The following is a 22,354-nucleotide window of genomic DNA, read 5'->3' as shown; positions in this document are numbered from 1 at the left end:
CCGATCTGCGTGCTCGACGAAGTCGACGCGCCGCTCGACGATGCAAACATCGAACGCTTCTGCGACCTGCTCGACGCGATGGTGCTCGAAACCCAGACCCGCTATCTGATCGTCACTCACAACGCCGTGACGATGAGCCGCATGCACCGCCTGTTCGGCGTGACCATGGTGGAGCGCGGGATCTCGCGGCTGGTCAGCGTGGACCTTGAGGGGGCGGAAGAGCTGCTGGCGGCCGAGTAGGCTTGACAGGTCTTTTGTTGTAGTTACATATAGTCATGACGGCGGTAACAGCCGCCCGGACCCACCGGCAAAAGAGGCCGAACGTGAAACCCATGTTTTGGAGGCTTCGGTGGACTTGGAGTACGATGAAGAGAAGCGTCAACGGACGCTGCGTGAGCGAGGACTAAACTTTTCAGATGCAACCAAGGTATTCGATTCGCTTGAGATCGAACTCGTTGATGACCGGTTTGACTACGGTGAAGTGCGTATAATCAGTTTTGGCCAGATCGATGATAGACCGGTTGCGATAGTATGGACCCCCAGAGGGACTCATCGGCGCCGAATTATTTCAATGAGGTATGTGCATGAGCGGGAAATCGAAGCTCGAAAGCGAGCCTTGGACTGATCCAGATGACGCGCCAGAATGGACTGAAGACCATTTCCGTGGCGCGGCGATCTATGTCGGCGGCAAGCTTGTGCGCCCGGCGCTTGGCACCTGGACGAACCCGCTTGGCCGCCCCAAATCTGAAAACCCGAAAAAGCAGGTGACGCTGCGGCTCGATCCCGATGTGATCGAGAAGTTCCGCGCGACCGGCAAGGGCTGGCAATCGCGGATCAACGCGGAGTTGCGCAAGGCACTCGGCATCTAATCCAGCACAAACCGCGGCCCCGTCCCCTTCGTCCCGGCGCGGTCATCACGGTTGTATAGCCGACACCGCTCAAGGCTCAGACAGCCGCAGCCGATACATTCGTCGAGCTTCTGGCGGGTCAGGGTCAGCAGCGCGATCTTCTGGTCGATCATCCCGCGCATCGAGCGGCTGATGTTGCGCCAGTCCGAGGTGGTCGGGGTGCGTCCCTGCGGCAGCTTGGACAGCTCGGCCTCGATCTCGACCAGGCCCAGCCCCAACTTCTGCGCGATCAGGATGAAACTCAGCCGGCGGATGTCGCTGCGCAGGAAGCGGCGCTGGTTGCCCATGGTCCGGAAGGCCTGGATCAGGCCCTTGTCCTCGTAGAACCGGATCGCCGAAACCGCGAGCCCGGTGCGCCGCGCCAGTTCTCCGATCGGAAGCAGGTCGTTGCGGTCCATGCCAGGTTTCTCCGCTTTTCGCTTGACCTCAAGTTAGCTTGAGGTTGCACAAAGATAAAGCGCTTTGATTCGTTTGCGCATTAACCCATTCAAACAAGGACCAAGCCATGCCCCACGGCTTTCTCGAACATGCCAATATCACCGTCAGCGATCCCGAACGCTCGTCCGCCCTGCTGCAGCAACTGTGCGGCTGGCACGAGCGCTGGCGCGGGCCGTCGCAGCTTGGCGGGTGGACCATCCATGTCGGAGGCGAGCGCGATTACCTTGCGGTCTATACCAACGAGGGACGCGGTGGCCCCTTTGCCAAGGGCGTTCCGCTCAACCATGTCGGACTGGTGGTCGACGATCTCGATGCAGCCGAGGACGTGGTCAAGACAGCCGGCCTTGTCCCGTTCAATCATGCCGATTACGAACCCGGTCGCCGGTTCTACTTCTTTGATTGGGACGGCATCGAATTCGAGGTGGTAAGCTATGAATGAACCGCTGAAGCCCCAGCAGCTGGACGCCTACCTGGCGCGGATCGGCTTTGACGGTCCGCGCGCCCCGGACCTTTCTGCGCTCGACGCGCTGCACCGCGCGCATGTCCTGACGATCCCGTTCGAGAATCTCGACGTCCAGCTGGGCGATCCGCCGACGCTCGATCCGGTGCGGATCTTTGAGAAGCTTGTCACCCGGCGGCGCGGCGGCTGGTGTTACGAGCAGAACGGACTGTTCGGCCGCGCACTGGCGACGCTGGGCTTTCCGGTTACCCGCCTCTCCGCCGGGGTGATGCGGCAGCTGCGCGGCGAATTCGCGATGGGCTCGCACCTCGCGCTCAAGGTTACCGCCGAAGGGCGCGATTGGCTTTGCGATGTCGGCTTCGGCTCGACCCAGCTTGCACCCCTGCCCTTTGCCGCCGGCACCTGGGCCGAAGCCCCGCTGGCGGGCGAGCTCGGGCAGGTCGAGGACGGGTACTGGCGGCTGGCGATCACCGAAGGGCCGATGCCGCTGTCGTTCGATTTCCACGATCAGCCGGCCGAAGAGGCCCGGCTCGAAGCGCTCTGTGCCTGGCAGGCGAGCGATCCCGAATCGATTTTCGTCCAGAACCTGGTGGTCCAGCAACGCCGCCCCAGCGGTCACGACATGCTGCGCGGCAAGGTGCTGACGCTGACCCGGACGAAGGACTCTGAGGAGCGCGAACTCGCTTCAGCCGAAGAGCTGGTCGCCGTGTTGCACGAATTGTTCGGCCTCGACGTGCCTGAAGCGGCGGGGCTGTGGCCGGCAATCGAGGCGCGGCACGCCGCGCTGTTTGCCTAGCGTTTAAGGGGTTCACGCAGAGAACGCGGAGAAGAAAGGGGGAGGCGCAGAGAGGATGGGATTGAGCCGGAGGCTCTTTGCCTATTCCAAGAATGCGTCATCCTGCCGTGTCACGCTGGGAGAGCGGCTTCGCCGCAAACGAGACTTCTCTGCGTCTCCTCTTTCTTCTCTGCGGCCTCTGCGTGAACCCAATTCTCACAACAACTGCGGCTGCGCACCTCCGCCACCGGCCCAGCGCTCCGTCGTCTGCTCAACGGTGATCGCATCTTCCCAGGTCTGGCATAGCGCCAGCGCCTCGTCCGGCGATCCCTCCAGCCAGTAGCGCTGCGCGGCATGGCTGAGGATCAAGGGCATCCGATCGTGCACCTCGGCCATCTGCGGGTGCCCGTCGACCATCACCACGGTGTAGACATCGCCCCATTCAGCGCTTGATCGCCACAGCCCGGCCACCGCGAAGACCTCTTCGCCGGGCAGGCCGTACCAGGTGCGGGTCATCCGCCCCTTCTCGCCCTCGGCCTCGGCCCACTGGCTGACCGGGACGAGGCAGCGGCGCTGGACGAAGCTGTCGCGCCAAAAGCCTGTCAGCAGCTTGTCCTCGCGTGCATTGGTGACCGGTTTGGGTTTCAGCGGCTGGCCCTGCTTGCCTTTCAGCACCAGCGGAAAGCCCCAATGCATCGCCCGGGCCCGTCCTTCGGCCACCACCAGCCCGGGGGTGCCGGGATAGACTTCGGCGGCATAGTTGGCCGACAGATCGGGCTCGACCTCGAACAGTTTGGCCACCTCGGCGGTGCCCTTGGTCATGCGGTAAAGGTTGCACACCGCGCTATTTCTCCCGCGCGCAGCCCTGTTCGGTGCGTCCTTCAATCGTCAGCACCGCCTTATAGGGATAGGCCGTATCGCTCATGCCGTCGCTGCATGGGCCGGGTTCGATCGTCACCGACAGAGCTTTGCCGTCCATCATGCCCGAATAGCGCGTGCCGGTACCCTGTGCGGATTCGCTCGCCGGAAAGACGATCCCATCGGGGTTGTCGGGCGTGGAGTAGCGCAGCTTGCCCGGCGCGATTTCGACCGACCAGAATGGCTCGGTCCCCAGCGCCTGATAACGCTTTTCCTTGGCCGGATCGGCCAGCTTGACCTCGATCTGCCCGGTCGCGTCCGCGGCGGGCGTTGCGGCCGATTCCGGGCCGCTTCTGATCTCGACAGTGGTCTTGCGGTCACAGCCCGCGACCAGCAGCAGCGCCAGCACCACCACGCTACGCATTGCCAACCACCCAGCAGGCCGCGGCGACCAGCAATCCGGCAAATCGGTTCGCGCGGAACCGGGCAAGGGCATTGTCGGCATCGCCATCCTCCAGCGTCAGCACCTGCCATGCAAGGTGCGCCGCCGCGGGGACAAGCGCAAGCAGCGCGATCCAGTCCGGCCGCAGCAGCCAGAAGGCCAGCGCCCACAGCGCCACGGCTCCGGCATAGAAGGCCCCAACCCCGGCCCGGACATGCCGGCCCAGCGTCAGTGCGGAGGAACCGATCCCGACCATCGCATCGTCCTCGCGGTCCTGGCAGGCGTAGATCGTGTCATAACCGACGCACCACAGGATCGAGCCCGCATAGAGCGCCGCCAGCACATCAAGCCGGTCCGATCGCAGCGCCACCCAGCCGACTGGCGCCCCCCAGGTGAAGACCAGCCCGAGCCAAGCCTGCGGGAAGCCCGTGATCCGCTTCATGAACGGATAGGCCGCGACCAGCGCCAGGCTGGAAATTGCAACCAGCTGCGCCTCCCAGCGCAGTTGCAGCAGCACCACCAGCCCGATCCCGCACAGCGCGAGCAGCCAGACCCAGGCCGCGCGCTTGCTGACCCGCCCACTCGCTACCGGGCGCAGCGCGGTCCGCGCCACCTGCCGGTCGAGATCGGCATCGACGATATCGTTATAGACGCACCCCGCCCCGCGCATCGCGATCGCGCCGAGCAGCAGCCAGCCGAGTAGCACGGCGCAATCCGCCCAACCCAGCCGGAAAACTCCGCCCGCCAGCAACAGCCCCCAAGCGCAAGGCCAGAACAGCAGCCACCAGCCGATCGGCCGGTCGAACCGGGCGAGCTGCGCGTAATCGCGCAGCGGCTGCGGCAAGGCCGCGACGATCCCGCGGTGCTGGGTATCGGGAACGATTTCAGCGGTGCTCATTGCCCGCCGTCTAGCCAAATCACCATACCCCGTCATCCTGAACTTGTTTCAGGATCCATCGCGCGGCAAATTCGGCGCCTTCCTTCTCAAGTTGAGCTACCGGCCAAATTGATCCTGAAACAAGTTCAGGATGACGAGCAAAGGTAGGTCGGTTAGAGCCTTGCCCATGCCCGCCACCCCCGCCTGGCCCCCGAAAAGCGCGCCGCGCCTGTTCGTCGATACGACTCTGGCCCAAGGCGCGCAGGTTTCGCTTGGCGGCCCGCAGGCACACTATCTGGCGCGGGTGATGCGGATCGCGGCGGGCGATGCAGTGGTACTGTGCGATGATGTGACCGGCGAATGGGCCGCGCGGGTGATCGAAGCCGCCAAGCGCGATGTGATGCTCACGTGCGAGACCCTGCTTCGCCCGCGCGAGGACGTGCCCGACTTTACCCTGTGCGCGGCGCTGCTCAAGAAGGACCGTTTCGATCTGGTGCTGGAAAAGGCCTGCGAACTGGGAGTGCGCCGGATCCAACCGGTGCTGACCCGGCGCTGCGTGGCTGACAAGCTCAACCTCGACCGCGCCCGCAGCATTCTGATCGAGGCGGCCGAACAATGCGCCCGCACCGCTCTACCCGAACTGGCCGCGCCGGCAAAGCTGGAAGCCTTGCTCAAGGACTGGCAGGCGAACCGCGCACTGTTCTTCGCCGACGAGAATGGCGGTGCCAATGCTGCGCAGCAATTTGCTGCGTGCGCCGGCCCAGCGGCGCTGCTGACCGGCCCGGAAGGCGGCTTTGACCAGGCTGAGCGCGAGGAGATCCGGGCCTTGCCGCACGCCCGCGTGATCACGCTGGGCCCGCGGATTTTGCGCGGAGAGACTGCAGCAATCGCAGCGACCGCGCTATGGATGGGAACGCAGGGGGATTGGTGAGCCGATCCCCGGCCGGGTCGTAATTTTGCTAGCGCAGCGGCGATCTTGGCACTAACTCCCCCGCCATGAGCACGAGACAGGTTTCAGATCGCAACGATCCGGTGATCGAAAGCCGCGACCAATTGGTCGCCCCGATGATCAAGGGCGAAAAGCCGCGCGAGCGCTGGCGGATCGGGACCGAGCATGAAAAGCTGGTCTATTGCACCGGCGATCACCACGCCCCGTCCTATGACGAGCCCGGCGGGATCCGTGACCTCCTGCTCGCGCTGGAACAGTATGGCTGGGAGCCGGTGATCGAAGGCGGCAACATTATCGCGCTTTCGGGCAGCGATGGCGCGGTCAGCCTGGAGCCGGCCGGCCAACTCGAACTGTCGGGCGCACCGCTGGAAACGCTGCACCAGACCTGCGCGGAAACCGGGCGTCACCTCGATCAGGTCAAGACCATTGGCGCCAAGACCGGCAAGGGTTTTCTGGGCCTGGGCATGTGGCCTGACAAGACCCGCGAAGAGCTGCCGGTCATGCCCAAGGGACGGTATGCGATCATGCTGCGGCACATGCCGCGGGTGGGCAGCATGGGGCTTGACATGATGCTGCGGACCTGCACGATCCAGGTCAACCTCGACTATTCGAGCGAGGCCGACATGGTGCAGAAATTCCGCACCAGCCTGGCCCTGCAGCCGCTGGCGACCGCGCTGTTCGCCAATTCCCCGTTTACCGAGGGCAAGCCCAACGGCTTCCTGTCCTATCGCAGCCATATCTGGACCGACACCGATCCGCACCGCACCGGCATGCTGGGCTTCGTGTTCGAGGACGGGTTCGGCTATGATCGCTATGTCGAATACATGCTCGACGTGCCGATGTATTTCGTGTTCCGCGATGGCAAGTACATCGACGCCGCCGGACAGAGCTTCCGCGATTTTCTGGTCGGCAAGCTACCTGCGCTTCCTGGCGAATTGCCGACCGAGAGCGACTGGGTCGATCACCTTTCTACCGCTTTTCCTGAGGTACGCCTCAAGAGCTTTCTCGAAATGCGCGGCGCCGATGGCGGGCCGTGGCGCAAGATCTGCGCGCTCCCGGCCTTCTGGGTTGGGCTGCTCTATGATCAGGGTGCGCTCGATGCGGCGTGGAACCTGGTCAAGGGCTGGGACATGGAGGGGCGTGAGCGGCTCCGCGCCGAGGTACCAAAGCTCGGGCTTGATGCTCCCATACCTGGCGGCGGGACCTTGCGCGATATTGCTGCCGACGTACTGGCGATCAGCCGCGCCGGACTCAATTCGCGCAGCCGCCTCAATTCGATGGGCGATACCGAAGCCGGGTTCCTGAACCCGCTCGACGAGATTGTCCGCACCGGCAAGGTTCCTGCCCAGGTCCTGCTGGACAAGTACCATGGCGAATGGGGCGGCGACATCAGCCGCGTTTACGAGTTGAGCTTCTGATGATCATCGTAGTCGGCCAGTTCCGCATTCCTGCCGAGCGCATGGATGAAGCCCGCCCGCTCATGGCCAAGGTCATGCTGGCGACCCGCGCCGAAGCCGGTTGCATCGAATACAACTATGCCGAAGACGTGCTTGATCCCGGACTTATCCGGGTCAGCGAGGTCTGGGAAAGCCGCGCGCAACTGGGTGCCCATCTCAAGACCGAACACATGGCGGTCTGGGGCGAGGAACGCACCGCACTGGGGCTGAGCGGCCGGGCGATTACGGTTTACGAAGCGGACAGCGGCACGGCGATCTAGCGGGTCCGCACGGCGATCATTCCGCCGGCTGCGCGCTCAACACCGGGCGGCGGCTCTTCAGACCATTGCCGAGCCGGTGAAACAGCCGCGTGATCAGGCCGTTGCGCGTCATCCAGTCGGCATAGGCGCGGTACTTGGGATCTTCGGCCAGCAGGTGCTTCTCTTCGGTCCGGGCGCGCCAGTAATAGACCGCGCTGACGCAGCCGAGGAAGAAGGCGTTGCGCAGCGAATCCGCCAGCGATCCGGTATCGACGACGAACGGCATCGAGGCGCACCACCAGAACAGGTTCTTGGACAGATAGGCCGGGTGCTTGGTGAAGGCATAGGGCCCGTTGGTCAGTACACCGCGATAGGTCAGGTTGGAAAAGCGGATCCCGAAGGCGACCGTCGCCCAGGCATATATCCCCGTCAGCACCACCAGCAGCGTGGCCCAGATCCACAGGATCAGCGGGTAAGCGCCGAAGGTGTGGAACCAGTTGTCATCCCCCGGCACGCCATAAAGGTAGAACAGCGGTCGCCCCTCGCCCATCAGCTGGAACGGCGGATAGCAGATCAGCGCCGCCAGCCAGCCGGCCAGAAAGGGATTGGCTGAGCGGATCTGCGCGTCGAGCGGCTTCATCGTCAAGATGTAGCCGACCGAGCCGATCTGCTCATCGATCACGAACATCAGCGTGATCAGCAGCGAAGCAATGCCGACCGGTGAAAGGAAGAACTCGCTCCAGTCCGGCGCGACCAGATTCTGGAAACCGCCCGGCACGATCATCAGCATGAAAGCCGTGAAGAAGCCCTTCACCGCCCAGGCGCGCAGGTGGTGCCAGATCGGCTGCGGCTCGAAGGCCTCGCGCCCGATCAGCATCGCACCGAAGTGCCAGCACCCGTCGCGCGGCTGGATGAGATAGCGATCGAGCCACATGACATAGGGGATCGAGAGCAGAAACAGCGGCACCGCAGCAGCGCTCAGCACCTGCATGGCAAACAGGTACGGTCCTTCCCAGTACCACCGGCCCAGCGCATAGAACGCCGCGATCAGCGCCCAGGTGGCCCACAGGCCAGCCAGCTTGGTGATCGAAACATCGGCAATATCGGCCAGCTTGCGCGGCTTGTCCCAATTGATCCCGGTTGAAGGATTGCGGTGGACCTTGTCGACCAGCAGTGACCACAACACCATCGGCCCAGCGCAGACCAGCAGCCCGGTCAGCGCCGCATTGGGGCCGGTCAGCCGCTCGGCCCGCATCGGCAGGCCCAGTGCAGTGACGATTTCAGGCCAAAAATGGCAGATCATCACCCAAAGGGTCAGCGCCGCCAGGCCGAGCCAGCCGACCACGGCGGAAACGTCGCTCTGCGGCCGAACATCGGCAGGAGTGATCGCAGCGGAATTCATCCCGCCCGCCTTAGCGGGAAATGGTTAAGCGGCGGGTAACGCGGTCAGATCACCGCAGCGCGGTGATCCGGCCGGTATCGTCGAGGATGTAGAGCGTGTTGTTCGCCACCACAGGTGCCAGCGTCACCTGCGCGTCAAGGTAGCCGGCCAGTTCGGATTTTCCGTCGGTGACCGAGGCTGAATAGACCCGGCCAAGCGAATTGACGTACCACAGCCGGTCACCCGCCAGGACCGGGCCCGACCAGAACAGCGGGCCCTTCTTCTTTTCCTGATTCTTGAAGGTATCGAGCTGGGTCAGCCAGCGGACCTTGCCGGTAGCCCGGGCGATGCAGAGCAGTCGGCCATCGTCGGTCAGCGTGAAGATCCATTCCCCCGCCACCGCCGGGGTCGAAATCCCCGCCAGGTTGAGTTCCCAGATCCGCTGACCGGTGACCAGTTCATAAGCGGCCATGCGTCCGCCCTGGCCCAGCGCATAGACCCGGCCCCGATCGATGATCGGATCGGCGTCGATATCGGTCAGCACGCCCACCGTGGTCGACAGCGAGGTCCGCGCCAACGCATCGGACCACAGCTCGCGCCCGTTTTCATAGCGGTAGGCGATCAGTTCCCCGGTCGAGAAGCCGGCGATCACGGTGCCCTGCCCGGCGGCGGGAGCGGCCACGCCGAACACCCCGGTCTGCCCGACCGACGCTGCCCGGTTCCACTGCTGGGCGCCGTCCGCAGCGTTCAGTGAAATCATCTGGTTGGCCTGGGTCATCACGAAGACCGAATTGAACGCGATTGTGGGCGAACCGCGCAGCGGACCGGCCGGCTTGACCTTCCACAACACCTTGCCGTCGTTCGCATCGAGCGCGGCAACTTCGCCGGTCCCAGTCGTGATATAGACCCGCCCGTCAAAATAGCTGACCCCGCCTCCATAGACCGAAGTCGCGCCGTCGCCCTTGATCTGGAAGCCTTGCTGCCAGACCGCCGCGCCAGATGCGGCGTCAAGGGCATGGACCGTGCCATCCGTATCCATCACGAACAGCTTGCCTCCGCCGATCACCGGGCTGGAAGCGAGCCGCTGCTTGGCGCTCGATCCGGCGATCTTGGCAGTCCAGGCGATCGTCGGATTGGCACCCATCGCGAGGTTGCCATAGCTCTTGCTGGCGGTTCCGCCCGCCTGCGGCCATTCAGCGTTGACGGTGGCAGGCGGCACGATCACCGCGACATTGGCCAGGGCCGGATCGACCTTGGCGCTGGTGTCGATCTTGCTGAGGATCGGAACCCGGTTGCCGACGGTCGGAGTCGAAGGCTTGCCCTTGCCGCCAAACACGCCGCAGCCGGCCAGACCGAGGGCGAGAACGAGCGCCAGCGAGGCGGAGAAGCGGCGGGGCATGCTATTCGGAGTCATCGGCATTTCCTTAAATCTGTCCGCTGCTTACTTCTTGGCTTCGGCGGAAGGCGAGGCGGACGCCCCGGCCTCGCCGCCGGCTTCGAGTTCGGGATCGTCGATCCCGGCATCGAAGCCAAGCCCGCCCGCCAGCTGGCGCATCCGCGAACGCAGCGTGGAAGGCACATTCTTGTCCTTGCCGACCTCGGCAAACAGCGCGCCTGCAAGTTCAGGCTTGCCCTGTTCGAGATAGGCCATGCCGACCAGTTCGCCGGCGCTGCCGAAGAAGGCATTGCCGGGCACCGTCAGCGGCTTGAGCTTGGCGATAACCTCATCGGGTTTCATCGTGTCGAACTTGATCGTCACCTGGCGGATCAGCGCCAGATCGCGCAGCGGCTGGGGCACGGCAGGATCAGCAGCGATCGTGCCGAACTGACGGGCGGCATCGTCCAGCTTGCCCTGCTGCGCGGCAATCGCCGCCAGCTGCATCCGCGCCACGGCGCGCGAGCCGTCGCTGCCTTCCTTGGCGAGCTGTTCATAGTCCTTGATCGCCGGGTCGATCGCGCCGGCCTCAAGCCGCTCCATCGCCAGCACATTGCGTTCGGAAAGTTGCTCGGCCGCGGTCTTCTGGGTGTGATCCCAATAGAGATAGCCGCCCAGCGCCAGCAACCCGGCAACGATCGCCCCGCCCACCGGCTTGGCATAGCGCTTGAAGGCCGTGACCAGCTGTTCTTCGCGCAGAGCCTCATCGACTTCGCGCAGAAATCCGTCCTTGGCCGCTTCATCACGGTCATTGGGCTTCGCTGGAGGGGTGCCGTTACTGGGGGGACTCAGGGCCAAGTTCGAATGCCTTCACTATGACTGTCGGCGGCTGTTTAGCGGATGGACCGGCCTTTTCAACGCCAATCCCTTGCGAATCCCCCGGTTAAGCGCCGCTGAACGACCGCTTCAGGAAACTGCTGCGCCATCTATCTTGCATACCCGGGCCAGCAGGCGGTCGATGAGCGCCACTGCCTCCGGCTCGTCGAGCATCGGCGCGTGGCCGACCCGCGGCACGGTGACGGCTTCGCAATCGTCCAGAGTCCCGGCCATCCGGCTGAAGGTCGCAGGGCTCAGCACGTCGGAAAGCTCCCCGCGCAGCAGAGCCATGGGCCGCCCCTTCAACGCTGCAAAGCCGGGCCAGAGGTCAACCCCGGCTTCGCCGCCGGGTTGGGAGAAAGGCTCGGCGATTTTCATGTCGTAATCGAACACGATCCGGCCATTGCCACCGACCACCATGCAGCGCTTCGCCATGGCCAGCCATTCGGCGAGCCCGTAATCCGGAAAGACCGCGCCCTGCGCCTCTTCCAGCGCGCGGGCGGCATGCATCCAGGTCGGGAAGCTGCGCCCCTGGCCAACATAGCTGCGGATCCGCTCCAGTCCTTCCGGCGCAATTTCCGGGCCGACATCGTTAAGCAGGGCCCCAGCCAGCCGATCCGGCATGGCCATCGCGAACATCATGGTCAGCAATCCGCCCAGCGAAGTGCCGATCGAAACGAACCGCCCGATATCTTCCTGCTGCAGCAGCAGACCGAGGTCTTCGGCATATTGCAGCGGGTTGTAAGTCGCCGAATCCTTGGCGTAAGCGCTATCGCCGCGGCCCCGCAGATCCGGGCAAATCACCCGCCAGTCACCGGCAAGCCGCTCTGCGACATGGGAAAAATCCCGCGCATTGCGGGTCAGGCCAGGCAGGCACAGGACGACCGGCCGGTCAGCGCGCCCAGGATAATCGCGGAAGTGCAGCTTGAGCCCGTCACCACTGGTCCAGAAACGATCGGCAAAGCCCTCGCGGCTTGGGGCGATCTCGGCGGAAGTTGCGTTTTGCTGGCTCATCTTAGGCGGCCTTATCGCCCGCCGTGCGGCGCGGTGCAAGCTGGATGGGTCTGACCGGGTGTTGCGGCGGACCTAAACAAAATTTGCGGTGCCAGATATATCGAATTGCAAGGCTTTCCATATACCTGTTCAGCGGCTAAGGCCTGTGGCCAAGCACCCTCGTGATGCAACCACGGAACGGGACGGGGAAGCACTTGAGCAAGCCTGAACTTATCTCCTACGAGCCGGCCACCGGCGCCGAAATCTGGCGCGGTAAGTACGGCAATGTCGACGATATCGTCGGCCGCGCCCGTCGCGCCTGGCCGGCCTGGGCAGCCCAGCCGCTGGCCAACCGGATGGAACTGGTCCGCCGCTTCGCCAATGAAGTACGCAAGGAAGCCGAAAAGCTCGCCACGCTGATCGCCCGCGAGACCGGCAAGCCGCTGTGGGAAGCCCGGACCGAGGTTGAAAGCGTTATCAACAAGGTCGAAATTTCGATCCGCGCCTATGCCGAGCGGACCAGCCAGCGCAAGCTCGACAATGCGCTGCAGGGCACGACCGCGCTGCGCCACAAGCCCCACGGCGTCATGGCGGTGCTCGGGCCATACAACTTCCCGGCCCACCTGCCCAACGGTCACATCGTGCCGGCGCTGATTGCCGGCAATGCGATCGTGTTCAAGCCGAGCGAGAAGACTCCGGCCACCGCCGAGCTGCTGGTCCAGTGCTTTCACAAGGCGGGGATTTCCGCCGCCGTGGTCCAGCTGCTGATCGGCGGACCCGATGAAGGTCAGGCGCTGGTCGGTCATGAGGGGATCGACGGTGTGCTGTTCACCGGTTCGGCCCACACCGGGATTGCGATCAACCGCCGCCTCTCGACCCGGCCCGACAAGATCGTGGCGCTGGAAATGGGCGGCAACAACCCGCTGGTGCTGTGGGATACGCCCAAGATCACCGATGCGGCCGCGCTGATCGTCCAGTCGGCCTTCACCAGCGCCGGGCAACGCTGCACCGCGGCGCGGCGCCTGATCATCAAGAACACCATGTACGAGCCGATCATGGCCGAGGTGAAACGGCTGGCAGACCGGATCATCGTCGGCGCGCCGTTCGATGAGCCCGCTCCGTTCATGGGCCCGGTGATCGACAATGGTTCTGCTGACGGTCTGACCGAAAGCTTCCTTTATCTGCTCAGCAATGGCGGGAAGGCGATCAAGCACCTGATCCGGACCAACGATGACCTGCCGTTCCTTTCCCCCGCGATCATCGACGTGACGGCGATCAAGGACCGCCCAGACGTCGAACTGTTCGGCCCGCTGCTGCAGGTGGTTCAGGTCAGCGATTTCGACGAAGCGATTGCCGAAGCGAACAACACCCGGTTCGGCCTTTCGGCCTCGCTGGTCGGCGGCTCTCCTGCGGAATACAACCGGTTCTGGGCCAATGTCCGGGCCGGGGTGATCAACTGGAACCGGCCGACCAACGGGGCAAGCTCGGCCGCGCCGTTCGGCGGGGTTGGCCTTTCGGGCAACCACCGCCCGAGCGCCTATTACGCTGCCGACTATTGCGCCTATCCGGTCGCCTCGACCGAGATGGAACAGCCCCGGGCGATGATTGGCGTGGGCCTGCGCGAGGGCTAGAACCCTTCCGACCTAGAAGCCGCTGGTCGCCAGGTCGACTTCGGTAAGTCCATCAGCGCGCTGCCGGACATAGACGGCGAAACGTGCAGCGCCTTTGCCGCCGCTCACCACTTCATCGCCGCCTTCTTTGAGCCGCCGCGGCGCGAGCCCGCTCTTGCTGGCGGCAGCATGATAGAAATCGATGACATCCGCGGGGGTAACCGGAGTTGCGAAGCGCACCACGCGCAGCTTGCAGCCGGGATCATCGCTTCCAGCGGCAACCCGGGCATGACCGCGCGGATAGATCGGCAGCTCGGCTGGCATCCGGGCCGCCCAGCCGAAGCTGTAGTTCAGCTTGGCCGGACATTGCGTCGCGCCCAGCTTCAGGGCCTCGGCCACGGCCTGCATAGTCGCCGCTTTGCCCAATCTGGATTCCGGCAAGGTCTCGGCAGGAAGGGGGGCCGGATCGATCGCACGCCCGTCAAAAAAGTCCCGCGCTGCCAGTCTGGCCTTCTCGGCCTCTTCGGGACTGCGCTTGTCAGGCGGGATCTCGGCCATTGCCGGGCCGCCGCCCGACAGCGCCGAATCTCCCCGGTTCTGCGCAACAAGATCGGGATCGGCCATGATCGGATCATCCAGCGCATTGGAAACCGCACCGTCGCGTTCGGTCCGCGCGTCGGTCTTTTCTTCGCTGCCGCAGCCGGCAAGGGCCAAGGCCAGCGGAGCAACCAGCAAATAGCGTAGCGACCATGTTGTCATGGCGCGGTCATGCCCAATTTTCCGGCGCTTGGCCAGTGCACTTGCCTCGGATGCCCCATGCCGCTAGCGCCCATCCATGCCGTCCGGTTCCGATCATGTTCGCCAGAACGGCTTGCCCATGGCCTTTGCCACCTACCTGATCTGGGGTCTGATGCCCCTGTACCTGCTGCTGGTGCATCAGGTTCCCCCTTTCGAATTCGTCGGCTGGCGGATCGTCTTTACCCTACCACTGTGCCTGCTGCTGGTCGCCGTGTTGCGACAAGGGGCGGCGCTCAAGGCTGCACTGGCCTGGCCGGTATTGCGGTTGCTGACCATCAGCGCGCTGCTGGTTGGGGTCAACTGGATGGTCTATATCGCAGCCGTCCAAACGGGGCACGTTCTGGCGACCAGCATCGGCTATTACATGAACCCGCTGGCAAATGTTGTGGCCGGAACCCTGTTCCTGAAGGAACGGCTCAGCCCGGCACAGTGGTTGGCAGTGGCGCTGGCTGGCGTAGGCGTTTCGTTCCTGGCCTGGGATGCACGCGATACGCTGTGGATCGGCCTGACCCTGGCTGTCAGTTTCAGCGCCTATGGGCTGGTCCGCAAGCTTGCCCCGGTCGAATCGCTGGCAGGCCTGACCGTCGAAACCATGGTGCTGATGCCTTTGGCGCTCGGGATTGTCTGGTGGTTCGCGGTCGCGCCGGCCGGATCGGCGCTGGGCGTCGATCTCTCGTCCAGCCTTTTGATCGCATTCTCCGGGGTCATGACCGCCGTGCCCCTGCTGCTGTTCGCCTATGCCGCGCGCCGCATGGACTATTCCACGTTGGGAATGGTTCAGTTCCTTAGCCCGACGATTGTGTTCATCCTGGGCCTGTTTGTGTTCAACGAACCGCTCAAGCCAGCGCAGCTCGCCTGCTTCTTGCTGATCTGGGCGGCGATCGCGGTGTTCATGTGGGACCTGTGGAACCAGCGCCGCCGCCGGCTAGCCCAGCAGGCGCCAGCCTAGCTCCTCACCGGCGTGGAACGGGACGATCGCGGTGCCGTTGGCGTCGATCTGTTCCGGAACGGGCACCGGCCCGCGTTCCAGCGTGACGGTGCCGGCGTTGACCGGCAGGCCATAGAAGGCCGGGCCGTTCAGGCTGGCGAAGGCCTCGAACTTGTCCAACGCGCCTTCCTCTTCAAACACCGCCAGGTAGCTTTCCAGCGCAAAGGGCGCGTTGAAGATCCCGGCGCAGCCGCAGGCGGCTTCCTTCAGGCCGACCGCGTGGGGGGCGCTGTCGGTGCCGAGGAAGAACTTGCCTGAACCCGAAGTCGCCGCCTGGCGAAGTGCCAGCCGGTGCACCTCGCGCTTGGCCACCGGCAGGCAATACATGTGCGGGCGGATCCCGCCGACCAGCATGGCATTGCGGTTGATGTGAAGGTGCTGCGGGGTGATCGTCGCCGCGACATTTGCGCCAGCGCTTTCGACAAACTGCACCGCCTCCTGCGTGGTGACGTGTTCGAACACCACATTCAGTTCGGGCAGTTCGCGGACCAGCGGGGCCAGGGTCCGATCGATGAACACTGCTTCGCGATCGAAGATGTCGACATGCGCGTCGGTCACTTCGCCGTGGACCAGCAGCGGCATGCCGATCGAGGCCATCCGCTCGAGCACGGCCCGGATATTGGCCACGTCGGTCACCCCGTGGGCCGATCCGGTTGTCGCATGCGCGGGATAGAGCTTGGCCGCGACGAACACGCCATCGGCAAAGCCACGCGCCACTTCATCAGGGTCGGTGGCGTCGGTCAGGTAGAGCGTCATCAGCGGGGTGAAGTCCATCCCCTCTGGCAGCGCCGCCATGATCCGTTCGCGATAGGCCGCAACCCCGGCGCAATCGGTCATCGGCGGGGAGAGGTTGGGCATCACGATCGCCCGCGCAAACTGCCGCGCAGTATGCGGCACAACCCCGGCCAGCAACGCGCCATCGCGCAGATGGACATGCCAATCGTCGGGGCGGCGGATCGTGAGAGTGATGGGAGAATCGCTTGCCATTCCTCCCCATAACCGCCCGTGCTGAGCTTGTCGAAGCACTGTCCTGTTCTTCGCGCGGTAGCGCGCATCGCGCAAAGACAAAGCAGCCCTTCGACAAGCTCAGGGCGGACGGAACTGCTGCAATTTTGCGTGCGAAGCCCTATCTGTCACCCATGACCGCCACCCGCCTCAGCAGCCGCGCCGCGATCCGCCTGACCGCTTCGGACCCGGGCGAAGATGTCCGCGCCTTCCTGCAAGGGTTGGTCACCAACGATGTTACCGGGCCGCTGCCGGTCTGGGCGGCGCTGCTCAGCCCGCAGGGCAAGGTGCTGTTCGACTTCGTGGTCTGGGGCCAGGGCGAAGACCTGCTGATCGATGCCGAAGCCGATCAGGCCGAAGCGCTGGTCAAGCGGCTGTCGCTCTATCGCTTGCGCCGCAAGATCGGCATCGCGCCAGACCCGGAACTGGGCGTACACTGGCAGCCGGGTGATGGTCCTTCGCCCGATCCGCGCCTACCCGCGCTGGGTCAGCGCTGGATCGGGGCGGCGGAAGGGGAAAGCGCCGAACCGCAATGGCTTGCGCACCGCCTTTCACATGATGTCTGCGAAGGCAGCGACGAACTGTCCGACCTGCTCTGGCTGGAATGCAACGCCGCCGAGCTGAATGGTGTGTCCTTCACCAAGGGCTGCTATGTCGGGCAGGAGAACACTGCGCGGATGAACTGGCGGCAGAAGGTCAACCGGCGGCTGGTGGTGGTGCCAATGGCGCAGAGCGATCCCAAGCGCCAGCGCGCGGTCTATCCCGATCTGGGGCTGGCGGTTGATCACCTGCGGGTCGAGGATATTCGGCCCGAATGGCGCCCCAGCTGGCTTCAGTCAGAAGGCTGACCGGGCACCACGATCCCCGCCGCAATCGCGCCGTCGATCAGCATCTTCTCCGCCATATCGCGCGCCGAAGTGCGAGGCAGACCAAGGCTTTGCGCCAGTTGTGCGCCCATCAGCGCATCGCCTAGCGCCATCACGCACAAGGCATGGGTGACATCGTGCATCTGCGCAGTCTCGTGATCGCCCAGATCGTCGACCAGTTCGTGAATCGCCTCAAGCAACGGGTCGAGCGCGTCCTCGTTGCCGTTCATCAGCATCCAGGTGGCCAGCGCGCCGCCGCCTTCCTTGTCGAAGGCATCAAAGGTCAGGTCGACCACTTCGCGCGGGCTACCCTCGCCGGCCCGGCTGGCCAGCACGGCATCTTCGATTGTCGCGCAGATCGTCACCGCGAGATGCCCGGCGAGCTCCTTCTGCAGACCAGCGGCCGAGCCGAAATGGTGCAGCAGGTTGGCGTGCGTACGTCCGATTCGCGAAGCCACGGCTTTGAGCGTAACCGCCTGCGGCCCCAGTTCGATCAGCAGCGCGCGCGCAGCCTCAAGGGCCACGGTCCGGCTCTCTTCCTGGGTCAGGCGCTTCCTTATTGACATTAGTGTAAGTTACCTCTATCGGGGCAGCATGAACGCTCCCACCAAATTCCCCCTCGACCTAGAACCGGCTGCGCCCCTCGGCAAGCTGGATGTCCCCACCCCCGCCGATCTTGAGATCGTGGTCCGCGACCAGCGCTTTGGCCGCGCGCAGAAGCCTGGCCGCTGGTGGCTGGGCGGCGATCCGGTCGCCACTGCCTGGCACAACGCCCTCTCCGCCACCTTCCCGCGCGGCGAGGCGATGTTCATCGAGGCGGTCAAGGCCCACCGCGAAGGCGCCCCGCCCAAGCTGGAGGCCGAGATCCGCGCCTTTGTGAAGCAGGAAATCAACCACACCCGAGAGCACGTGGTGTTCAACAAGGCCGCTGCCGATGCCGGCTACGACATGGCCCGGATCGATGCCCGCGTTGGCGAGCTGATGGAAATGATCAAGCAGCGCCCGCAGATCGTCAACCTCGCCGCGACCATCGCGCTGGAACACTACACCGCGATGATGGCGCACGAATTCCTCGCCAACCCGCAGCACTTCAAGAATGCCGAACCGGAAACGGCAGCGATGTGGCGCTGGCACGCGATCGAGGAAATCGAGCACAAGGGCGTCGCCTATGACACCTTCCTGCACGCCACGCGCGACTGGACCCGGCTGCGGCGCTATCGCCTGAAAGCGGTGACGATGCTGCTGGTGACCTTCAACTTCCTGCGCAACCGCTGGAACGACACGCTGGAACTGCTCGCTCAGGACGGGCTTACCGGCTGGAAGGTCAAGGCCAAGCTGGCCTGGTATCTGGTCGGCACACCGGGCGTGCTGCGCAAGATCTTCCCGGCCTGGGTCGCCTACTTCCTGCCCGGCTTCCACCCCTGGAAGCACGACGACCGCGCGCTGATCGCCAAGGCGGAAAGCGAATTCCCCGACGCGGTCATGGTCTGAGCGTTTGATCCTCTCCAGATTTGCAAAGCACATCTGGGGAGGTGGCAGACGCCGTAGGCGGCTGACGGAGGGGCAATGCGCGAGGGCAGAGACCCCTCCGTCATTTGCTTCGCAAATGCCACCTTCCCATTTGCACTTCGTGAAAATGGAGAGGAACTTTGTTGCTTAAGCGGCTCGCATCGGGGCGGCTACGTTGTCGTCTCCGCCATCGCAGTCGCTGGGCTGGCCCAGCACGAGCCGGTGTTCGACCGACTGAGTCTCATACCCACGTGACAGGCTGAACCGTTGCCGCAGTTTGCCGGTCGGGACGAATCCGACCTTGCGCAGCACCGCGCCCGATGCCGGATTGTCGATGAAGTGGCCGGCGACAAGCTCGCGGTGCCCCAGCACCCGGGCGAGCCGCAGCACGGCCCGGGCGGCCTCGGTGGCATAGCCCTTGCCCCAATGCTGGCGCGCGAACCAATAGCCGAGCTCAACCTCGCCATCGACTTCGCCCAGCCCCACGCAGCCGATCAGCTCGGCCGGAGCCGCGCTGGTCGGCAGGGTCACAAAGAAGTGCGGCAGACGCGGGTGCTGCGGCTGGCTGGCAAACCACCGGGCATCGTCGGCGGTATAGGGCCAGGGCACCTTGGCCAGGTTCTTGACCACCGATTCGTCGGCAATCCGGCTGAGCAGTTCCTGCCAATCCTCGGGCCAGCCCGGCCGCAGGAACAATCTTTCACTGCGAATGAACATCTTTCACCTCTCGTCATTCGCCCCACGCCGGCCTGTTAGGCGCGACCTGTGACATTGCCATTACGGCTTGCGTCAGGGTGCACCCGATTTGGGATGCCCTGTCGAAACCGTGCTGAGGAAGAGACGAAAAAAGGGAGACGGGTTGGCCCCTCTCCCTCGTTCTGCCGGGTCGTTAAGCCGGCGGGGCCATCCCATCAGGGACAGCCCGTTAGCGACTGTCCGTTATTCCGCTGCCTGGGCCATGTCGACCGAGACGTACTTGCGGCCAAGCTTGCCATCATGGAAGCGCACGCGGCCGGCAGTCAGAGCGAACAGGGTGTGATCCTTGCCCAGACCGACGTTGGCGCCCGGGTACACCTTGGTCCCGCGCTGGCGGATGATGATGTTGCCGCCGATCACTTCCTGACCGCCAAACTTCTTCACGCCAAGGCGGCGGCCCGCTGAGTCGCGACCGTTACGCGATGAACCGCCTGCTTTTTTATGTGCCATCTCGAACTACTCCGGAATTCTTATTCAGCAGGCCCAGAGGCCTTGGCTGCGGCCTTCTTGGCCGGGGCCTTCTTCGCCGGTGCTTCGGCGGCGGTTTCTTCAGCCTTGGGCGCAGCTTCCTTCTTGGGAGCGGCCTTCTTGGCTTCGGCGCCAACAGCAACGATCCGCAGCAGGGTCATCTGCTGGCGGTGGCCGTTCTTGCGGCGATAGTTGTGGCGGCGGCGCTTCTTGAAAACGATCACCTTTTCCGACTTCGCCTGGGCGATGATTTCGGCCGAAACGACAACGCCCTTGGCGTCCTTCACTTCGCCGCCGTCACCGGCCAGCAGGACGTCGCCCAGGGTGATGGTCTCACCGGCTTCACCAGCCAGCTTTTCAACCGCGATCTTGTCTCCGGCGGCAACCCGGTATTGTTTGCCGCCCGTGCGCACTACTGCGAACATGGTGCCCTTATCCGTTCATTTTCATCTAACCACCCGAGAATTCGGGCAGCGCATTGGCCCCCGCCGGACGGCAGGGGTGCCAAAGAAGGGCTGCCCCTAATAGAACCGCCCGCAAGTGTCAACGCCGGAAGAACCTCTCTGGCAAGGTTTGTCGGACATGCTATTGGGCAGGCCATGCCCCGCGCCCTCACCCTTCCGTTGCTTGCCTGCGCTAGCCTGGCCCTGACCGCCTGCGCAAGCGACGATGGGGCCTATCCCTCGCTGGCCAAGCGCCCGGCCGAGCGGGTCACGGCAACATGGCCGCCCGCTCCGCCGCCTCCGCCGCCGGCTCCGCCGCCGCTCGATCCGGCCAAGCGCGACAAGCTGGACCTGCTGCTGGCCGAAGTGCGCGGCGCCGATGCCCGGTTCACCGGCAAGGAAGCCCGCGCCCGCAGCCTGGTCGGTGCCGCCCGCGGCGCGCCGATGGGCAGCGAGAGCTGGTCGGTCGCCACTGTGGCCGTCTCCGAGCTCGAAGCGGCCCGTGCCCAGGCGATGGTCGCCATGGCCGAGCTCGATTCGCTCTATGCCGAAGCGCGGATCACCGGGCTCGACGTGGCCCCGATCGAGGCAACCCGTCAGCAGGCAGTGGCGATCATTTCGGGCCAGGACCGCGTGCTCGAATCATTGAAGGGTGCGCTGGACCGCTAATCCCAGCGCGCAAGATCGGCGTGGTCTTCGCCGCGCGGCTCGATCCAGTGCCATTCCCCGCCGCGCTTTTCGCGCTTCCAGAACCATGACCGGCTCTTGAGGTGATCCATCGCGTAATCGACCGCGTCAAATGCCGCGCGTCGATGCGTGGCCGCAGCGGAAACGCAGACAATCGGCTCACCGGGTAGCATCACGCCAACGCGGTGCAGGATCAGGATGCCCATCAGGCCGAATCGGGCGCTGGCGGCCTCGGCCAGCCGCTCCATCCCGGACAGGGTCAGCGGTGCGTAATGACTCAATTCCAGCGCTTCGACTCCGCCGCCACTGCGGACCTCGCCAACGAAGGTGCAGACCCCGCCAAGGCCTGGATGCGCCTGGGTAAATGGCCCGACGAACAGACCGGGATTGAACGGCGCGTCGAGCAGGCGGACTTCGATCGCCACCTTATCCCCCGCTGACCGGCGGCAGAAACGCCAGTTCGTCGCCATCACGCAGCACGATCCCGCCCTGTTCGGCGATCAGTTCGCCATTCAGCGCCCAGCGCACCCGCTCGTCGGTAACGGCAAGGGCCAGTTCGGGGGAGAGCTGCACGGCGGTGATCTCCTGGCGCACCTCCACGACGCTGATCCCGAAGAGATCCTCCAGGAGCGGGAAGATCGGCCCGGTGTGGTTCTGCAGCATCCGGCCCACCGCCGCGAACGACCGGTTGATGTAGTACTCGGTTCGGCAGATGGGGACATCGGAGTCCTCGGCCCGCCGGAACCCCACCACCGCAAGCCATTCCTCGCCGAGCGGCAGACCGGTTCGGGCGGCCAGCTCGCGATCGATGGTGACCATAGCGATCGACTCGATGGCGAACCGGGCCCCGGTCGCGAAGGCGAGCAGATCGTTGATCGACATGACGTCCTGGACGTAGGCGTGCGAGGACGGCCGGGGCACGACCATGGTGCCCGCCCGCGGGCGAGAGGAGACCAAGTTGTCCTCCCGCAGCCGGCGCAGCGCCTCCCGCACCGTGTACCTGCTGACGGAGAAACGCTGGCACAGCTCGTGTTCGGTCGGTAGCTGCGAACCAACGGGATACACGCCGTCGACGATCTCCTTGCGCAGCGCGCGGGCGACCTGGATGTAGCGGTGGTCGGTGGTCGGTCCCGGCAGTTCGGACATATCAGTCCCGCCGCCGGATCGCGAGCACGCTGCCCTCGGCGTCGGCCGAG

The 22,354-nt window shown here is 64.7% G+C and carries 28 protein-coding genes and 1 pseudogene; 13 read left to right on the top strand and 16 right to left on the bottom strand.

From position 1 onward, the window contains the following. The 3 genes and pseudogenes from B2V17_RS05240 to B2V17_RS05230 form a co-directional block, all read left to right on the top strand. A pseudogene (locus tag B2V17_RS05240) lies at window positions 1–240 on the top strand (chromosome segregation protein SMC); the annotation flags it as partial. Window positions 241–349: 109 nt separating this feature from the next. Beyond that, on the top strand, window positions 350–625 hold the full coding sequence (locus B2V17_RS05235; protein ID WP_292995931.1) for a BrnT family toxin: 276 nt from the start codon (window positions 350–352) through the stop codon (window positions 623–625). Beyond that, complete coding sequence (locus B2V17_RS05230) at window positions 585–869, top strand: BrnA antitoxin family protein (protein ID WP_292995929.1); 285 nt, start codon at window positions 585–587, stop codon at window positions 867–869. The genes B2V17_RS05235 and B2V17_RS05230 overlap by 41 nt, the downstream gene beginning before the upstream one ends. Here B2V17_RS05230 and soxR read toward each other — a convergent pair. Beyond that, entirely contained in the window at window positions 866–1,306 is a 441-nt protein-coding gene (gene soxR / locus B2V17_RS05225; RefSeq protein WP_292995927.1) for a redox-sensitive transcriptional activator SoxR, read from the bottom strand. The two genes, B2V17_RS05230 and soxR, sit on opposite strands and share 4 nt — an antisense overlap. A 107-nt stretch (window positions 1,307–1,413) precedes the next feature. Here soxR and B2V17_RS05220 point away from each other — a divergent pair, with 107 nt between their 5' ends. Then, window positions 1,414–1,785, top strand: coding sequence for a VOC family protein (locus tag B2V17_RS05220; RefSeq protein WP_292995925.1), 372 nt, complete (start codon window positions 1,414–1,416; stop codon window positions 1,783–1,785). Continuing rightward, on the top strand, window positions 1,778–2,602 hold the full coding sequence (locus B2V17_RS05215; protein ID WP_292995923.1) for an arylamine N-acetyltransferase family protein: 825 nt from the start codon (window positions 1,778–1,780) through the stop codon (window positions 2,600–2,602). The genes B2V17_RS05220 and B2V17_RS05215 overlap by 8 nt, the downstream gene beginning before the upstream one ends. A gap of 195 nt (window positions 2,603–2,797) precedes the next feature. On the opposite strand, the gene B2V17_RS05210 is transcribed toward B2V17_RS05215, so the two are convergent. Genes B2V17_RS05210 through ubiA form a run of 3 tightly spaced genes read right to left on the bottom strand, consistent with a single transcriptional unit; the run spans window position 2,798 to window position 4,779 of the window. Continuing rightward, window positions 2,798–3,421 carry an SOS response-associated peptidase gene (locus tag B2V17_RS05210; RefSeq protein WP_292995921.1) on the bottom strand — a complete coding sequence of 208 codons (624 nt, stop codon included), beginning with the start codon at window positions 3,419–3,421 and terminating at the stop codon, window positions 2,798–2,800. Window positions 3,422–3,425: 4 nt separating this feature from the next. After that, window positions 3,426–3,869 carry a COG3650 family protein gene (locus B2V17_RS05205; protein WP_292995919.1) on the bottom strand — a complete coding sequence of 148 codons (444 nt, stop codon included), beginning with the start codon at window positions 3,867–3,869 and terminating at the stop codon, window positions 3,426–3,428. Beyond that, window positions 3,856–4,779, bottom strand: coding sequence for a 4-hydroxybenzoate octaprenyltransferase (gene ubiA / locus B2V17_RS05200; protein ID WP_292995917.1), 924 nt, complete (start codon window positions 4,777–4,779; stop codon window positions 3,856–3,858). Before ubiA ends, B2V17_RS05205 begins: the two co-directional genes overlap by 14 nt. Before the next feature lie 166 nt (window positions 4,780–4,945). On the opposite strand from ubiA, the gene B2V17_RS05195 reads away from it, so the two are divergent. The 3 genes from B2V17_RS05195 to B2V17_RS05185 all read left to right on the top strand — a co-directional run bounded on the left by B2V17_RS05195 (window position 4,946) and on the right by B2V17_RS05185 (window position 7,424). After that, window positions 4,946–5,689, top strand: coding sequence for a 16S rRNA (uracil(1498)-N(3))-methyltransferase (locus B2V17_RS05195; protein WP_292995915.1), 744 nt, complete (start codon window positions 4,946–4,948; stop codon window positions 5,687–5,689). Window positions 5,690–5,754: 65 nt separating this feature from the next. Next, window positions 5,755–7,125, top strand: coding sequence for a glutamate--cysteine ligase (locus B2V17_RS05190; protein ID WP_292995913.1), 1,371 nt, complete (start codon window positions 5,755–5,757; stop codon window positions 7,123–7,125). Beyond that, window positions 7,125–7,424 (top strand): putative quinol monooxygenase, encoded by a 300-nt coding sequence (locus B2V17_RS05185; protein WP_292995911.1) that lies wholly within the window; start codon window positions 7,125–7,127, stop codon window positions 7,422–7,424. The genes B2V17_RS05190 and B2V17_RS05185 overlap by 1 nt, the downstream gene beginning before the upstream one ends. Window positions 7,425–7,440: 16 nt before the next feature. On the opposite strand, the gene B2V17_RS05180 is transcribed toward B2V17_RS05185, so the two are convergent. The 4 genes from B2V17_RS05180 to B2V17_RS05165 form a co-directional block, all read right to left on the bottom strand. Next, window positions 7,441–8,805, bottom strand: coding sequence for a methyltransferase family protein (locus B2V17_RS05180; protein WP_292995909.1), 1,365 nt, complete (start codon window positions 8,803–8,805; stop codon window positions 7,441–7,443). 49 nt (window positions 8,806–8,854) lie between these two features. Then, window positions 8,855–10,198: a PQQ-like beta-propeller repeat protein gene (locus B2V17_RS05175; protein WP_292995907.1), complete on the bottom strand. Its 1,344-nt coding sequence runs from the start codon at window positions 10,196–10,198 to the stop codon at window positions 8,855–8,857. Between the two features lie 27 nt (window positions 10,199–10,225). Next, window positions 10,226–11,017: a tetratricopeptide repeat protein gene (locus B2V17_RS05170; protein ID WP_292995905.1), complete on the bottom strand. Its 792-nt coding sequence runs from the start codon at window positions 11,015–11,017 to the stop codon at window positions 10,226–10,228. Between the two features lie 108 nt (window positions 11,018–11,125). Next, the gene (locus B2V17_RS05165; protein WP_292995903.1) at window positions 11,126–12,049 is read right to left on the bottom strand and encodes an alpha/beta fold hydrolase; all 924 of its coding nucleotides are present in this window, start codon (window positions 12,047–12,049) and stop codon (window positions 11,126–11,128) included. Between the two features lie 194 nt (window positions 12,050–12,243). On the opposite strand from B2V17_RS05165, the gene astD reads away from it, so the two are divergent. After that, window positions 12,244–13,659, top strand: coding sequence for a succinylglutamate-semialdehyde dehydrogenase (gene astD, locus B2V17_RS05160; protein ID WP_292995901.1), 1,416 nt, complete (start codon window positions 12,244–12,246; stop codon window positions 13,657–13,659). A gap of 12 nt (window positions 13,660–13,671) precedes the next feature. Here astD and B2V17_RS05155 read toward each other — a convergent pair whose 3' ends face one another. Then, entirely contained in the window at window positions 13,672–14,397 is a 726-nt protein-coding gene (locus B2V17_RS05155) for a hypothetical protein (protein ID WP_292995899.1), read from the bottom strand. Between the two features lie 76 nt (window positions 14,398–14,473). Between B2V17_RS05155 and rarD the strand changes: the two genes are divergently transcribed. Then, a complete protein-coding gene (gene rarD, locus B2V17_RS05150; RefSeq protein ID WP_292995898.1) occupies window positions 14,474–15,385 on the top strand; it encodes an EamA family transporter RarD in 912 nt (303 codons plus the stop codon). On the opposite strand, the gene pyrC is transcribed toward rarD, so the two are convergent. Continuing rightward, a complete protein-coding gene (gene pyrC / locus B2V17_RS05145; protein ID WP_292995897.1) occupies window positions 15,362–16,411 on the bottom strand; it encodes a dihydroorotase in 1,050 nt (349 codons plus the stop codon). The two genes, rarD and pyrC, sit on opposite strands and share 24 nt — an antisense overlap. 152 nt (window positions 16,412–16,563) lie before the next feature. Between pyrC and B2V17_RS05140 the strand changes: the two genes are divergently transcribed. Further along, the gene (locus B2V17_RS05140) at window positions 16,564–17,277 is read left to right on the top strand and encodes a YgfZ/GcvT domain-containing protein (RefSeq protein ID WP_292995896.1); all 714 of its coding nucleotides are present in this window, start codon (window positions 16,564–16,566) and stop codon (window positions 17,275–17,277) included. On the opposite strand, the gene B2V17_RS05135 is transcribed toward B2V17_RS05140, so the two are convergent. Then, window positions 17,262–17,861 (bottom strand): TetR/AcrR family transcriptional regulator, encoded by a 600-nt coding sequence (locus B2V17_RS05135; RefSeq protein ID WP_292995894.1) that lies wholly within the window; start codon window positions 17,859–17,861, stop codon window positions 17,262–17,264. The two genes, B2V17_RS05140 and B2V17_RS05135, sit on opposite strands and share 16 nt — an antisense overlap. A gap of 28 nt (window positions 17,862–17,889) precedes the next feature. Between B2V17_RS05135 and B2V17_RS05130 the strand changes: the two genes are divergently transcribed. Next, window positions 17,890–18,786, top strand: a complete 897-nt coding sequence (locus tag B2V17_RS05130; RefSeq protein ID WP_292995892.1) for a metal-dependent hydrolase — start codon at window positions 17,890–17,892, stop codon at window positions 18,784–18,786. Between the two features lie 165 nt (window positions 18,787–18,951). Here B2V17_RS05130 and B2V17_RS05125 read toward each other — a convergent pair whose 3' ends face one another. The 3 genes from B2V17_RS05125 to rplU all read right to left on the bottom strand — a co-directional run bounded on the left by B2V17_RS05125 (window position 18,952) and on the right by rplU (window position 20,453). Further along, window positions 18,952–19,521, bottom strand: coding sequence for a GNAT family N-acetyltransferase (locus tag B2V17_RS05125; RefSeq protein ID WP_292995890.1), 570 nt, complete (start codon window positions 19,519–19,521; stop codon window positions 18,952–18,954). A 222-nt stretch (window positions 19,522–19,743) separates the two neighbouring features. Next, window positions 19,744–20,010 carry a 50S ribosomal protein L27 gene (rpmA, locus tag B2V17_RS05120; protein ID WP_292995888.1) on the bottom strand — a complete coding sequence of 89 codons (267 nt, stop codon included), beginning with the start codon at window positions 20,008–20,010 and terminating at the stop codon, window positions 19,744–19,746. A 20-nt stretch (window positions 20,011–20,030) separates the two neighbouring features. Next, the gene (rplU, locus tag B2V17_RS05115) at window positions 20,031–20,453 is read right to left on the bottom strand and encodes a 50S ribosomal protein L21 (RefSeq protein WP_292995886.1); all 423 of its coding nucleotides are present in this window, start codon (window positions 20,451–20,453) and stop codon (window positions 20,031–20,033) included. A 174-nt stretch (window positions 20,454–20,627) separates the two neighbouring features. Between rplU and B2V17_RS05110 the strand changes: the two genes are divergently transcribed. Beyond that, a complete protein-coding gene (locus tag B2V17_RS05110; protein ID WP_292995884.1) occupies window positions 20,628–21,140 on the top strand; it encodes a hypothetical protein in 513 nt (170 codons plus the stop codon). On the opposite strand, the gene B2V17_RS05105 is transcribed toward B2V17_RS05110, so the two are convergent. Beyond that, window positions 21,137–21,628, bottom strand: coding sequence for a molybdenum cofactor biosynthesis protein MoaE (locus tag B2V17_RS05105; protein ID WP_414690764.1), 492 nt, complete (start codon window positions 21,626–21,628; stop codon window positions 21,137–21,139). The genes B2V17_RS05110 and B2V17_RS05105 overlap by 4 nt on opposite strands. Continuing rightward, the coding region (locus B2V17_RS05100) for a GntR family transcriptional regulator (protein ID WP_292995880.1) at window positions 21,585–22,354 on the bottom strand (770 nt) is incomplete at its 5' end. The genes B2V17_RS05105 and B2V17_RS05100, both read right to left, overlap by 44 nt.

Origin of the sequence: Novosphingobium sp. UBA6272 (assembly GCF_002440635.1) — a bacterium.
In the GTDB taxonomy this organism is placed as follows: Bacteria; Pseudomonadota; Alphaproteobacteria; order Sphingomonadales; family Sphingomonadaceae; genus Novosphingobium.
Note: the sequence above shows the minus strand (reverse complement) of the source record. Positions and strands in the feature narration are given on the sequence as shown.